We start from the raw sequence: 13,383 nt of genomic DNA, 5'->3' as shown, positions 1-13,383 counted from the left end.
TCTTGGCCTGCTCGGTCCGATCAGGACTGAATCAGCCAAGGTCGACTTTCTGCCACATGCCAACGGCATGCGTTTCAGGGGCATATGCGGTGGACTCGGAACCGATCATTCCTTAGCGCACTTGATCACCTGAGAGGCGGCATTCCGGACCCGTCCGGTCCTGCCGGCGGCACCGGGGCCGTCCTGCCCGCGGCGCGCCGAACCGTCCCGAGGGGGCTCCCGGGGAGCGCGCGGGGGCGTTGCGCGGTGCGAGGAGTCGTGACGGAGAGTGGCCGGTGTTCGTCACGGAACGTGCGCGGGCGTATGCGCCGGGGTGCCGGAACTCCACACGCCTCTCTGTGTATACGGGGGGGCTCAGCGCAGGAAGGCGCCGATCCGGGCCCGCAGGCTCGCCGGGTCCAGGCCCTGCCCGGCCAGGTGCTCGTCCACCGTGCCGTAACGCCGCAGCTCGCGCCGCCCGATGCCGAGCCCGAGCACCCGGTGCGGCACCTCGGCGAGCGCGTCGTTCGCGGCGCCCGTCGACGTCCCCGCGAGATACGGCTCCACGAGCACCACGTCCGGCCGCGCCCCGGCGACCGCCCGGCGCAGCGCGGCGCCGTCGAAGGGCCGCACGGTCGTCGCGTACAGCACCGTCACGTCGAGCCCCTCGGTCGCGGCGAGCACCGCGTCCAGCATCGGCCCCACCGCCACGACCACCCCGCGCGAGCCCTCGCGCAGCACGCCGAAGCCGTCCCCGGCGAGCGGCTGCGCCGAGGCGTTCGCGTGCGCCGACAGGCGTACGTACACCGACTCGTCGCTCGCGGCCGCCCGCCGCAGCAGCGTCTCCGCCTCGTCCGGGTGCCCCGGCACCTGCACGGTCCAGCCGTCCAGGGTGTCCATCAGCGCCACGTCGCCCGGCGACATATGGGTGAAGCCGCCGGCCGGCCAGTCGTACGAGCCGCCCGCGCTGACCAGCACCCCGTGCGTGCCCTGGTGCCCGAAGTCCAGCTTCAGCTGCTCGAAGGGCCGCTCCACCAGGAACGACGCGAAGGTGTGCATGATCGGCCGCAGCCCGGTCAGTGCGATCCCGCCGCCGACGCCGATCAGCAGCTGCTCCCGGATCCCGACGTTGATCGCGCGCTCGGGGTGCCGCGCCAGGGCCGGCCCGAAGCCGTCCCTGCTGATCTCGGCGAGGACGAGCGCGAGCCGGGGATCCTCGTCGAGCAGGCGGGTGGTGGTGGCGATGAAACGGTCGCGCATGGTGTCCATGACGGATTTCTCCTGGTGTGGCCGAGTCTGCTGGTCTGCCGGTCTGGTGGGGAGGTCAGTGCTTGGGCTCGACCCGGGCGACGACCGCGCGCGGCCGCCCGGGGTGCGGGGCGGTGAAGGCGGCGTACAGCGCCTCGTGGTCCCGCCCGTCGACCGTCTCGGCGGACCAGCCGGCCGCCGCGAACCGCGAGGCGATCCCGCCCGGCCAGCCGTAGGTGGCGGAACCGTTGTCGATCACCAGCGTGTGCAGCTGCTCCAGGCCGGCGGGCCCGGCATAGGCGAGCGCCTCGTGGTTGCTCCCCTCGTCCAGCTCGGCGTCCCCGATCAGCACCCACACCTTCGGCTCGGCCAGCCCCTGCGCCCGCAGCCCGAGCACGGTCCCCACGGCCAATGGCAGCCCGTGCCCCAGCGACCCGCTTCCGATCTCCACCCCCGGCACCAGGGTCCGGTCCGGGTGGTGCCCGAGGATCGACGTGTACCCGCCGAACCCGCTCAGGGCGTCCTCGTCGACGAACCCCTTGTCGGCGAGGACCGCGTAGTACGCCATGGGCCCGTGCCCCTTCGACAGCAGGAACCGGTCCCGGCCCGGGTCCCCGGCCCTCTCCGGCGTCACCCGCAGCACCCGGTCGTACAGCACCCACAGAGCGTCGAGCGTCGAGGTGGCGGCCGTCGAGTGCTTCTCGTCCCCGGTCATCAGCCCCATGAGCCGCTGCAGCCGGTCGATGTGCGGTGTCGTGTACGTCGTGTTCGTCATGCACCACACCGTGCTACCTCAAGTCCACTTGAGGTCAACCCGCAAAACGGTTCGTGAGCACGAGCTGAAGTGCGGTATTGTTCTCATGCGCGCTCGGCCGGGGAAACCCCAGGTCAGACGGGCAACGGGACGTGGCGCAGCTTGGTAGCGCACTTGACTGGGGGTCAAGGGGTCGCAGGTTCAAATCCTGTCGTCCCGACTCGGAAGAGTCGTTGGTCGAGGGGCCGTTTCAGAGAAATCTGAAACGGCCCCTCGACCGTTTCCGGGGTCGGGACCGGGGGTCGGGGGTGCGGCGCGGGCGGTGGCCCGTACGGCCAGATGCGAGTTCGCGTCAACTCCGCTGTTCTGCGGTCGAGTTGGGGCGGTTTGGCCTATCTTCTAGGGGCCCGTAGCGGTGCACGGTTGGCCCCAGGAGGTCCGATTGCAGTCCAGACGTATGCGCGCCATATCCGGAGCGCTCCGGCGCTCCCCTCTGCTCATAGCCTTCGCCCTCGGCTCGCTGCTCGTCGGGCTCACCCCCTGGCTGGGCATGGCGAGCCCGGGGCCCGGCGGTCACGGCCCGACCCCGCCACCGGCGCCCGTGCCCTTCGACCAGCAGACCGCGCAGCAGTCGCCGCACCACGGCATCGCCCCGGCGAACGCGATGGAGCCGACGGCTCCCGTGCTCGCCCGGACCGGGTGGACGGCCACGGCGAGCGACGAGGAGACCCTCAAGGAGAACGGCCGCGCGGTCAACGTCCTCGACGGCAGCGTCACCACGATCTGGCACAGCAGGTGGTCGGGGACGCCGGCCCCGCTGCCGCACAGCATCACCGTCGACATGCACCGTACGACGGTGGTCTCGGCGCTCGTCTACCAGCCCCGCACCGACAAGGCCAACGGGCGGGTCGGTGAGTACAGCATCAGCGTGAGCGTCGACGGCCGGAACTGGGGGAACCCGGTCGCCACGGGCACCCTCGCGGACGACGCCGGCGCCAAGACCCTCGGATTCGCCCCGCAGGGCGCGCGGTTCGTCCGGCTCACCGCCCTCACCGAGGCCGGCAACCGCGGCCCGTGGAGCTCCGCCGCGGAGCTCAACCTGCTCGGCGACCCCGGAACCCCGGCGGCCACCGTCGATCTGCCCCGGACCGGGTGGACGGCCACGGCGAGCGACGAGGAGACCCTCAAGGAGAACGGCCGCGCGGTCAACGTCCTCGACGGCGACGCCACCACGATCTGGCACAGCAGGTGGTCGGGGACGCCGGCCCCGCTGCCGCACAGCATCACCGTCGACATGCACCGCACGACCGCGGTCTCCGCCCTCGTCTACCAGCCCCGCAAGGACAAGGCCAACGGGCGCGCGGGCGCCTACACCGTCACCACCAGCACCGACGGCACCGCCTTCGGAGCCCCGGTCTCCTCCGGCACCTGGCGCGACGACGACACCGTCAAGACCGCCACCTTCATCCGCGCCGCCAACGCCCGCTACATACGCCTGACCGTGAGCACCGAGGCCGGCAACCGCGGGCCCTGGACCTCCGCCGCCGAGATACGCCTCAGCGGACCGGCCGACCCCGCCGTCCACGGCACGTGGAGCCGGATCACCGGCTTCCCCCTGGTGCCGGTGGCCACCGCGGTCCTGCCGGGCGACAAGCTCCTGGCCTGGTCGGCGTACGCGGTCGACCGCTTCGGCGGCAGCAACGGCTACACCCAGACCGCGATCCTGGACCTGAAGACGGGCAAGGTGACCCAGCGCCGGATCGACAACACCGGCCACGACATGTTCTGCCCGGGCATAGCGATGCTCGCCGACGGCCGGGTCCTGGTCACCGGCGGCAGCAACGCGGAGAAGGCGAGCATCTACGACCCGGCCACCGACGCCTGGTCCGCGACCACCAGCATGAACATCGCCCGCGGCTACCAGGCCATGACCCTGCTCTCCACCGGCGAGGCCTTCGTCCTCGGCGGATCCTGGAGCGGCGCCACGGGCGACAAGGCCGGCGAGGTCTGGTCCCCGGACACCCGCACCTGGCGCAAGCTCCCCGGCGTCCCCGCCGCCCCCGCCCTCACGGCCGACCCGGCCGGCGCCTACCGCGCCGACAACCACATGTGGCTGTACGCCACCTCGGGCGGCAAGGTGCTCCAGCTGGGCCCGAGCAAGCGGATGAACTGGATCACGACCGCCGGCAACGGGAGCATCGCCTCCGCCGGCACCCGGGCCGACAGCGACGACGCCATGAACGGCAACGCCGTCGCGTACGACATCGGCAAACTGCTCACCCTGGGCGGCTCGCCCGCGTACGAGAAGACCCCCGCCACCCGGCGCGCGTACACGGTGAGCATCGACGGCAGCGGGGTCCGGAGCGCACGCACGGGCGACATGGGCTACGCCCGCTCCTTCGGCAACAGCGTCGTCCTGCCCGACGGCAAGGTCGCCGTGTTCGGCGGGCAGGCGTACCCCGTGCCCTTCAGCGACGCCACCTCCGTGCTGACCCCCGAGCTGTGGGACCCGGCGACCGGACGCTTCACCCCGCTCGCCACCATGGCCATCCCGCGCAACTACCACAGCGTGGCGAACCTGCTGCCCGACGGACGGATCTTCTCCGGCGGCGGCGGCCTGTGCGGCGACTGCGCCACCAACCACGCCGACGGGGCCGTGTTCACACCGCCGTACCTGCTCAACCCGGACGGCACGCCCAAGCCGCGGCCCGCCATCACCGGCGGAGTGCCGCCCCGGGCCGCCGCGGGCAGCTCGCTCGCCGTCACCACCGGCGGGCCGGTGGCCTCCTTCGTCCTGATGCGGGCCGCGGCCGCGACCCACTCCACGGACAACGACCAGCGACGGGTCCCGCTGGCCTCCACGGCCACGGGCGCCGGTACGTACACGGTGTCCATCCCGGCCGACCGGGGCGTGGTTTTGCCGGGCACCTACATGCTCTTCGCCCTGGACGCCCAAGGGGTGCCGAGCACCGCCCGGTTCCTCACCGTCTCCTGACGGTACGACAGCGGCGTCCGCCGCCGGCCGGGAGCACCGGCCGGCGCCGGACGCCGGGGCGGGGCGCTGCGGCGGGGCGCCGCGGCCGGGCCCGGCGCCGAATCGCCTACCGGTGGGTCCGGTCGCATACTGACGGCGTAGCGCAGGCGGTCGTGGCCGTACGGCCGTCATCGACGGCTCAGCAGGGACCAGCGCCATGACCACCACACGACCCGCTCCGCGGATTCCGGGCTTCCAGGGCGAGCTGATCGGGCCCGCCGACGCCGGGTACGAGACCGCCCGCCGGTGCTTCAACCGGGACCACGACCAGCATCCGTCCCTGGTCGCCCGCTGCACGAGCCCGCAGGACGTGCGGGCGGCGCTCCGGTACGCCCGCGAGAACAGCCTCGGGGTCTCGGTGCGCGGGGGCGGGCACGCCACCGCCGGCTTCGCCTCCTGCGAGGGCGGGATCGTCGTCGACACCGGCCCGATGAAGCGGGTGGAGATCGACACCGAGGCCCGCACCGGGCGCTTCGGGGCCGGTCTCACCTGGGGTGAACTGGACGCCGCCACACAGGAGTCCGGCCTCGCCGTGACCGGCGGCCGGGTGTCCGACACCGGAGTCGCGGGGCTGACCCTGGGCAGCGGCTCGGGCTGGCTGGAGCGGATGTACGGGCCGTCGGCCTGGAACATGCTGTCCGCCGAGGTGGTGACCGCCGACGGGCGGATCCTGCACGCCGACGAGACGGAGCACGCCGACCTCTTCTGGGGCCTGCGGGGCGGCGGCGGGAACTTCGGCGTGGTGACCGAGTTCGGCTTCCGGCTGCATCCGGTCGGCCCGCTCCTGTACGCCGGGATGCTGCTGCACCCGCGCTCGGCCGCCGGGCCGCTCACCCGCTTCTACCGGGACTTCCTGGAGCAGGCGCCCGACGAGGTCACCGGGGCCGTCGCCCTGATCACCGCGCCGCCCGAGGACTTCGTCCCCGAGGAGGCCCGCGGGAAGCCGGCGGTCGGCGTCATCGTCGCGTACATCGGCGACCCGGCACGGGGCGAGGAGATCCTGAAGCCGCTCGTCGAGTGGGGCGAACCGCTGGTCAGGATGGTGCAGCCGATGCCGTACACCGCCGTGCAGCGGATGCTGGACGACGGCACCCCGACCGGCGTCAGCGAGTACTTCAAGATCGACTATCTGCCGGAGCTGCCGGACGAGGCCCTCGACACGGCGATCGCACAGGCCGAGTCGGTCACCGCGCCCATGACCCAGGTCATCTTCTGCCCGCTCGGCGGCGAGATGGACCGCCTGGACGCCGGCGCCATGGCCCTCGCCACCCCGCCCGTGAAGTGGGTGTACTTCTGTCTGACCGTCTGGTGGGGCCACGAGGGGCGCGAGCGGCACATTGACTGGGCGCGCGGCTTCCACACGGCGATGCGGCCGTGGACGACCGGCACCTCGGTGCCCAACTTCATCTGCCCGGACGAGGGCGCCCGGCTCCGGGCCTCGTTCGGCCCGGAGAAGTACGCCCGCCTGGTGGCGCTGAAGGACCGGTACGACCCCGGGAACGTCTTCGCCCTCAACCAGAACATCCCGCCGAGCGGATAGCCCTCGGCCGGGCCGGGTTCGGCTCGGCCGGGTTCAGTCGGGGCCGGACCAGTCGAAGGTGATGGACTTGCTCGACTTGCCCGAGCGGTCCCACGAGAAGCCGAAGGCGTCGGCCCGGTCGGTGGTCGCGCGGCCCCAGGTGGCCAGCTGATCCGGGCCGGTCTCGCAGCCGGGCAGGTTGGTCGACTGGACGCGGGCACCCTCCGGGGTGGTCGGACCGGTCAGCGCCTCGGCGCGGGCCTCGACCCGCCCGGGGACGGTGGCCCGCCAGCCGGCCAGGTCCTCGTCGAACTCCACCTCGATGGGCGCGAAGTCCATGCCCCGGACCTCGAAGGCCCCCATGCTCACCAGCTGTGCGGGCCAGCTGCCGGCCTGCCCGCTGAAGATCATCTGCAGCGCCTGGCGCTGCCCCTCGTCGGCCCGCTCGTCGAAGATGAAGGCCGCGTACGCGTCCGAGTGATCCGCCCAGACATTGCCGACGAAGGTACCCAGCATCACCATGTTCAGGCCGTCGAGCCGGACGTCACCGAACGTGCCTTCGCGTATGTGCCACACCAGGACGCCTTCGCAGTCGCCGGTCGTCGGCGGCTGGGCGAAGGAGCACGGACACGGAATATCGCACTTGCACACGTCGAACCAGTCGCCCGCCACATGCCAGGCAGGCGCAGCCTGTGCCGCCTGCGTCATCGTTCTCACCCCTGTCGTCCTCACCCCTGTCGCTCTTCCTCTCCTTCCATCGTCCGCCCGGGCCGCCGCGGCAGCCACCGGCGAGCGGTTTGCGGCCGCCGCGATCCGTGCTGTGCTGGAGGGGACGGACGGGAGTGCGTCATGCGGACCACGCGGCGGCGGATCACCAACAGCCGTCCCTTGCGCACGGGAGCGCTGCTGCCGGCCCGGGAACTCGCCGTCGCCTGGTCGCTCCTCGTCGTGATCGCCGCCCTGGCCTGGCTGCTCACCGTGGGCCAGGCCCGGGACATGGGGGTCGAGCCCGGCACGATGGGCATGGCGCTGCCGCTGTTCCTGCTGCTGTGGCTGGCGATGATGGCGGCGATGATGCTGCCCTCCGTCGCGCCCGTCGCCCTCACCTGGGTCAGGGGAATCGCCCGGCAGTCCAGCGGCGCCGCCAGGGCGGTGCGCACCGCCGAGTTCCTCTGCGGCTATCTGCTCGCCTGGACCGCGTTCGGCATGCTCGCGTACGGCGGCCTCGCCCTCACCGGCGCCCTGGTCGACCGCGACCCGGAGGCCGCGCGGTGGATCGGGGCCGCCGCCTTCGCGCTGGCCGGGCTGTACCAGCTGGGCCCGCTCAAGGACATCTGCCTGCGCCACTGCCGCAGCCCGATGGCCCAGCTGATGCGGTACGCCGCGTACCGGCCGCGGCTGCGCGATCTGCGGGTGGGGCTGCACCACGGCGCGTACTGCGTCGGCTGTTGCTGGGCGCTGATGGTCGTACTGATCCCGCTCGGGGTGATGAACATCGCCGCGATGGCGGGCGTGGCGGCGCTGATCTTCCTGGAGAAGCTCTCGTACCGGGGGCCGCAGCTGGCCCGGGTCGCCGGTGTCGCCTTCCTGGTCCTTTCCGTGCTCGCGCTCTTCCAGGACTGGCCGCTGCCGGGCCTGGAGGGCTCGATGACGCCGATGTGACGCGGCGGGCCGTATCGGACGGCTCGGCGGCGGGCGCCGAGGCGGGTAGGATTTGCGAAATTCTTCAATTCGGCAGTTCAGTATTCAGCTAAGTCCTAGCGGGCAGGAGAGTGGCGTGAGCACGTTCACCGAGGCGGTGCTCGAGCGGGTCCGGGCGGCGCGGGTGCGTCTGGAGACGGCGCTCGCCGCCGAGGACGCCTTCGGCGCGGCCCTCGCCGAGGAGGAGCTGGACGACGCCCTGCGCCTGGCGCGCAAGCACGGCATCGAGACCGACGCCAACGCCGACACCGACTCCGACGCCGTCGGCGACGAAGGGGCGGGCGGGGCGTGAACAAGACGCAGATCCCGCTCTACCAGGCCAAGGCGGAGTTCTTCCGGATGCTCGGGCACCCGGTCCGCATCCGCGTCCTCGAACTCCTCCAGGACGGTCCACTGCCCGTACGCGATCTGCTCGCGGCGATCGAGATCGAGCCGTCCAGCCTCTCCCAGCAGCTCGCGGTGCTGCGCCGCTCCGGGATCGTCACCGCGACCCGGGGCGGTTCGACCGTGGTGTACGAGCTGGCCGGCGGCGACGTGGCCGAGCTGCTGCTCTCGGCGCGCCGGGTGCTTTCCGTGCTGCTCAGCGGCCGGCAGGACCTGCTGGTCTCGCTGACCGAGGCGACCGAGCGGGCCGAGCGGGCCGCTCGGTGAAGGGCATGGAGGGCGCCGGGCCCTGGCGCCGCCACCGGCCGCCGGCCGCGGCGGTCGAGCACGCCCTGCCGCGCGTCGAACGGCATGTGACCAGCACCCGGGTCGGTCCCGGCGCCGTACGGGAGGCCACGCAGGCCGTACGGGACAGCCTGGCCGGAGTCGGCGTCGACCCGCGCAGCGCGCTGGCCGACGCGGTGCTCCTCGTCCTCGGCGAGCTGGTCGCCAATGTGCTGCGGCACGCGCGGCAGACCACGGTGATGGACATCGGCGTCACCGCCGCCCCCGGCCGGCTCGTGCTGTCCGTCGCCGACGGCGATCCGCGGCTGCCGGAACTGGACCCGGTTCGGACCGGCGACGGGCTGCGGTCGGTGATCGAGGTCGCCGCCCTGTACGACGGCGAGCTGAGCGCGGAGCCCGCGGTGAACCACCACGGCAAGATCGTCATGGTGAGCTTCTGCCGCGCGCCCGGCACGAACACGAGCAAGAACACGAGCACGAGCACGAGTGAGGAGTGAGCTGAGATGGCCCGGAAACGAGCGGCCGGCGACGGCGACGGCGGCGCCGGCTGGGACATGGAGAAGTGGAAGGAACGCGGTGTGATGCTGCGGGTCTTCGTCTACATCTTCGCCACCCACGCCTTCGCCGGCTTCGTCTGGCTCCTCTTCTACGTGGGCCAGCACGCGCCCAAGTAGGCGCGGCCGCCCGGGTGTTCGGCGAGCGTCGGGTTCAGAGGTCGTTGCCCGCGTACGACAGGTTGAAGCTCTTGTTGGTCAGCGGGAAGTCCGGGACGATCGTGTCCGCGAGCGCGAGCGGCAGCGCGGGCCAGTTGAAGAAGGACGGGTCCACCGGCTTCACCCGGGCCAGCCGCCCGTCGGCCGTCGTCTCGACGCGCGTCGTGAGCGTGCCGCGCCAGCCCTCCACGATGCCCACACCGGATCCCGAACCCGCCGCCACCGGCACCACGGACGCGCCCGGCGCGAGCTCCTCGGCGAGATGGTCGATCAGCGCGAGGGACACGTCGATCTCCTCGGCGCGGACCAGGAAGCGGGCGAGGACGTCGCCGGTGTCGCGCACCGGGACGGCGAGCTCCGTGTCGTACGACAGGAAGGGGTGGCCGACCCGCGCGTCGGTGCCCGTCAGGCCGCTCGCCCGCGCCACATAGCCGAGGCAGCCGAGGTCCCGGGCCGCCCCGGCGTCGAGGACCGCGGTGCCGGTGAAGCGGTCGCGGACGGTGGAGTGAGCGAGGGCGAGCCCGGCGATCTCCCGGATGTCCCGGCCGAGGGCCGCGAGCCGGGCCGGGGTGGGCAGGGTCCGCAGGACGGCGCCGCCCGGGACCACCCCGCCGCGCAGCAGACGGTGGCCCGTGACCTCGGCGTTGAGCCGGAGCAGCTGTTCGCGCACCCGCTGCGCGTGCGCGTTGAGGACGCCGTGGCCGACGTCGTTGCAGAGCATGCCGAGGTCGGCGACGTGGTTGTGCAGCCGCTCCAGTTCGAGCAGCAGCGCACGGGCGCGGGCGGCGGCGGGCGGGATCCCGGTGCCGGTGGCCTCCTCGACGGCGAGGCAGTACGCGAGGGCGTGCCCGACGGCGGTGTCCCCGCTGATCCGCTCGGCGAGCGGCAGCCCGCCGGCGATCGTCCGGCCCTGGAAGAGCTTCTCGACCCCGCGGTGCACGAACCACAGCCGGGCCTTCAGCTTGAGGATCGTCTCGCCGACGACGGAGAAGCGGAAGTGCCCCGGCTCGATGAGCCCGGCGTGCACCGGGCCGACGGGGATCTCGTACACGCCGTCGCCCTCGACCTCCAGGAAGGGGTACGGGCCTTCCTGCTCGGCGAACGGCGGCGGGGGCCCCGCGTCCGGCCGCATCGGGTACCAGCCCTTCGGCCAGTGGAAGTGCCGCACCAGCCGGCGGGGGAGCGGATGCCCGAGCGGCACCACGCCGTGCAGGTCCCGCATCTCCCGCTCGAACCGGCCGGCCGGGAAGGACAGCGGAGCCAGGGTCGGCACCTCGGGCTTGTCCGGGTCGAGCAGCACATGGAGCTCGGTGCGCACGTCCGGCGGCCCGGCGGTGAAGAGATACACGACACGGATCGCGACGCCGTCGTCGTGGTGCGCGGCGACCAGCGCGAGCCGGTGGCCGGAGGCGAGCAACTCGGCCGTACGCGCGGGGAGTTCCTCGACATGGATCTCATGGGCGGTACGCATGGTCAGTGGCCTCCGATCGCGGCGGCGGCGTCGTGCAGGAGATCGGTCAGCGGCCCGGTCGCGAGACCGAGCGCGGCACACGCGACAAGCCCGAGGACGAGCGGCCACACGGCGCCCGCCCCGCCCGGCACCGTCGCGGGTGCCGGTACGGGGGAGGGCCCGAGGACCATCCGGGCGGTCCGCGCGGCGAGCGCCGCGAACGCGGCCAGGACGAGCAGCAGCGCCCCGGCCGTCGCCCAGCCCATCCCGGCACCGGCGGCGAACCCGGCCCGGACGATGCCCAGTTCGGAGGCGAAGAGGCTGAACGGCGGGAAGCCCAGAAGCGCGAGCACGGCGAGCCCGAGGACCCCGCCCAGCCACGGCAGCCGGGCGAGCAGCCCCCGCACCCGCCCGATCAGGGTGGTCCCGGTCAGCCGCAGCACATGGCCCGAGGCGCAGAAGGCGACCGACTTCGCGAGCCCGTGCCCGGCGATGTGCAGCAGCACGGCCGCAAGGGCCAGGGGCGTGCCGATCGCCGTGCCGAGGGCGATCAGACTCATGTGCTCCATGCTGGAGTACGCCAGCATCCGTTTGTAGTCCCGCTGGGCGAGCAGCAGCCCGGTGGCGAGCGCCAGCGTGAGCAGCGCGATCCCGGTGAGCAGCAGCCGGGTCCAGCCGTGCCCGAGCGCCCCGTCCGCGATCGTGTCGTACCGCAGGACCGCGAGGAAGGCGACCGAGAGCAGCACCCCGGACATCAGCGCCGAGACCGGGGCCGGTGCCTGGCTGTGGGCGTCCGGCAGCCAGGCGTGCAGCGGCACCAGGCCCGCCTTGGCGCCGAAGCCGAGGATCACCAGGGACACCCCGAGGCGGGTGACCGACGGGTCGAGCGCGCCCGCCCGGGCGACCAGGGTCGGCCAGTCCAGGGCGTGCGCCTCGTCGATGCCCGCCTGCCGGGCCGCGTAGTACACCAGGACCGTGCCCAGGAAGGCGAGCGCGATCCCGGCCGAGCAGATCACCACGTACTTCCAGGCGGCCTCGACCGACCGGCGGGTGCGCCGGTGGCCGACCAGGAACGCGGTGACGATCGTCGTCGCCTCCACCGCCACCCACAGCACACCGAGGTTGGCCGTCACCACGGCCAGGCACATCGCGGCCAGGAACGCCTGGACCAGCGTGTGCAGCAGGGCCGTGGCGCGCGCCGAGAGGCGCTCACCGGCGCCGTACGACGGCAGGCTCGCGCAGGCGACGAGCGCGACGGCGCCCACCACGAACAGCATCCACACGGTCGGCGCGTCCGCCCGCAGCAGACCGCCGAAGGCGTCGAGCGCCCCGCCGCGCGGCAGCGCCGCCGCCAGCAGCGCCCCGCATCCGAGCACGACGGCCGGGGACGCCACGCCCCACCACGGGGCGCCTGGAGCGGGCGGCGGCTCGGCGGCCGGGGCGGGTTCCGCGGCCTGCTCGGGCTCCGGGCCCGCCGCTCCGACCAGGACCGCGGCCGGCCGCGGCAGCTCGCGCGGGATCCGGCGCCGCAGCCGGGCGAGGACGAGGGCATGGGCGCCCGCCACGGCACCGGGCACGGCGACGGGCGCGGCGAGGACGGCAGCGGTCATGGTGGCCTGCATCAGTCGTGCAGCTCCCTCAGATCGTCGAGATCGGTGGTGCCGAACGCGGCCCGCATCCGCGCGGTGAGCAGCTGGAGGACCAGCATCGCGAGCAGGACGTCGAAGGAGACGCCGAGTTCGACGATGAGCGGCACACCGGAGGCGGCGAGGAACGCGGTCGCCGTGATGCCGTTGTCGAGCAGCAGGAACCCCACGACCTGGGCGAGCGCCCGCCGCCGGGTGACCAGGACGAAGAACCCGATGAGCACCACGGCGAGACCCACCGGCAGCGCCCGCGTCGCCGGGCTCGGGTCGAGCTCGACCAGCGGGCGCGCCACCGCGTAGGCGAGCAGCGTCAGGGCCGCCGCCGCGAGCAGCGAGGCCGCGACGTTCACCACCGGCCGGGTCTCCCGGCCCTCCGCGCCCCCGGTGTCGTACGGGCGCCGGTCGGCGGTCGCCGCGGTCAGCGCCCGGCGCATCAGGTACGGCAGCACCCCGGCCCGCAGCACACCGATCCCGGCCGCCACCGCGACCAGGTCCGCCCGCCCCTCGTGCAGACCGAGCAGCAGCGCGATCGCGGCGAGGGCCACGCCTTGCAGGGCGAAGGTCCGGACGATCGCGGCGAGTTCACGCCGCCACAGGATCACCACGGCGGCCAGCAGGAAGGCCCCGCAGGCCAGGTCGAGCAGCTGGACGTACGCGCTGCCGCTCATGT

Annotated in this window: 13 protein-coding genes and 1 tRNA gene; 8 read left to right on the top strand and 6 right to left on the bottom strand. The window is 73.3% G+C overall.

What is annotated here, in order from left to right; all coding sequences use genetic code 11:
- Positions 1–354: 354 nt before the first annotated feature.
- Together KV205_RS07105 and KV205_RS07100 are read right to left on the bottom strand one after the other, a co-directional pair.
- The gene (locus KV205_RS07105; RefSeq protein ID WP_265863082.1) at positions 355–1,248 is read right to left on the bottom strand and encodes a transketolase family protein; all 894 of its coding nucleotides are present in this window, start codon (positions 1,246–1,248) and stop codon (positions 355–357) included.
- Between the two features lie 55 nt (positions 1,249–1,303).
- Positions 1,304–2,002, bottom strand: a complete 699-nt coding sequence (locus KV205_RS07100) for a transketolase (protein ID WP_265863081.1) — start codon at positions 2,000–2,002, stop codon at positions 1,304–1,306.
- A 125-nt stretch (positions 2,003–2,127) separates the two neighbouring features.
- Between KV205_RS07100 and KV205_RS07095 the strand changes: the two genes are divergently transcribed.
- From KV205_RS07095 to KV205_RS07085, 3 genes are all read left to right on the top strand, one after another.
- Positions 2,128–2,201, top strand: a tRNA-Pro gene (locus tag KV205_RS07095).
- A gap of 222 nt (positions 2,202–2,423) precedes the next feature.
- Positions 2,424–4,976 carry a discoidin domain-containing protein gene (locus tag KV205_RS07090; RefSeq protein ID WP_265863080.1) on the top strand — a complete coding sequence of 851 codons (2,553 nt, stop codon included), beginning with the start codon at positions 2,424–2,426 and terminating at the stop codon, positions 4,974–4,976.
- A gap of 196 nt (positions 4,977–5,172) precedes the next feature.
- Entirely contained in the window at positions 5,173–6,555 is a 1,383-nt protein-coding gene (locus KV205_RS07085; RefSeq protein ID WP_265863079.1) for an FAD-binding oxidoreductase, read from the top strand.
- A gap of 33 nt (positions 6,556–6,588) precedes the next feature.
- Here KV205_RS07085 and KV205_RS07080 read toward each other — a convergent pair whose 3' ends face one another.
- Positions 6,589–7,242 (bottom strand): DUF1326 domain-containing protein, encoded by a 654-nt coding sequence (locus tag KV205_RS07080; RefSeq protein ID WP_265863078.1) that lies wholly within the window; start codon positions 7,240–7,242, stop codon positions 6,589–6,591.
- A 141-nt stretch (positions 7,243–7,383) separates the two neighbouring features.
- On the opposite strand from KV205_RS07080, the gene KV205_RS07075 reads away from it, so the two are divergent.
- From KV205_RS07075 to KV205_RS07055, 5 genes are all read left to right on the top strand, one after another.
- Positions 7,384–8,196 carry a DUF2182 domain-containing protein gene (locus KV205_RS07075; RefSeq protein ID WP_265863077.1) on the top strand — a complete coding sequence of 271 codons (813 nt, stop codon included), beginning with the start codon at positions 7,384–7,386 and terminating at the stop codon, positions 8,194–8,196.
- A gap of 115 nt (positions 8,197–8,311) precedes the next feature.
- Entirely contained in the window at positions 8,312–8,527 is a 216-nt protein-coding gene (locus KV205_RS07070) for a hypothetical protein (RefSeq protein WP_265863075.1), read from the top strand.
- A complete protein-coding gene (locus KV205_RS07065; RefSeq protein WP_265863074.1) occupies positions 8,524–8,886 on the top strand; it encodes a metalloregulator ArsR/SmtB family transcription factor in 363 nt (120 codons plus the stop codon). The genes KV205_RS07070 and KV205_RS07065 overlap by 4 nt, the downstream gene beginning before the upstream one ends.
- 5 nt (positions 8,887–8,891) lie before the next feature.
- On the top strand, positions 8,892–9,401 hold the full coding sequence (locus KV205_RS07060; RefSeq protein ID WP_265863072.1) for an ATP-binding protein: 510 nt from the start codon (positions 8,892–8,894) through the stop codon (positions 9,399–9,401).
- 57 nt (positions 9,402–9,458) lie between these two features.
- Positions 9,459–9,578, top strand: a complete 120-nt coding sequence (locus tag KV205_RS07055; RefSeq protein ID WP_265863297.1) for a DUF6126 family protein — start codon at positions 9,459–9,461, stop codon at positions 9,576–9,578.
- Between the two features lie 34 nt (positions 9,579–9,612).
- Here KV205_RS07055 and KV205_RS07050 read toward each other — a convergent pair whose 3' ends face one another.
- Genes KV205_RS07050 through KV205_RS07040 form a run of 3 tightly spaced genes read right to left on the bottom strand, consistent with a single transcriptional unit; the run spans position 9,613 to position 13,381 of the window.
- Entirely contained in the window at positions 9,613–11,088 is a 1,476-nt protein-coding gene (locus tag KV205_RS07050) for an NADH-quinone oxidoreductase subunit C (RefSeq protein WP_265863070.1), read from the bottom strand.
- 2 nt (positions 11,089–11,090) lie between these two features.
- The gene (locus tag KV205_RS07045) at positions 11,091–12,689 is read right to left on the bottom strand and encodes a proton-conducting transporter membrane subunit (RefSeq protein WP_265863068.1); all 1,599 of its coding nucleotides are present in this window, start codon (positions 12,687–12,689) and stop codon (positions 11,091–11,093) included.
- Complete coding sequence (locus KV205_RS07040; RefSeq protein ID WP_265863067.1) at positions 12,689–13,381, bottom strand: hypothetical protein; 693 nt, start codon at positions 13,379–13,381, stop codon at positions 12,689–12,691. Before KV205_RS07040 ends, KV205_RS07045 begins: the two co-directional genes overlap by 1 nt.
- Positions 13,382–13,383: the final 2 nt, after the last annotated feature.

The sequence above is a fragment of the Streptomyces sp. SKN60 genome, assembly GCF_026236535.1.
Taxonomy (GTDB): Bacteria; Actinomycetota; Actinomycetes; order Streptomycetales; family Streptomycetaceae; genus Streptomyces.
The sequence above is the reverse complement of the archived record's forward strand: the minus strand, read 5'-3'. Positions and strand labels throughout refer to the sequence as shown.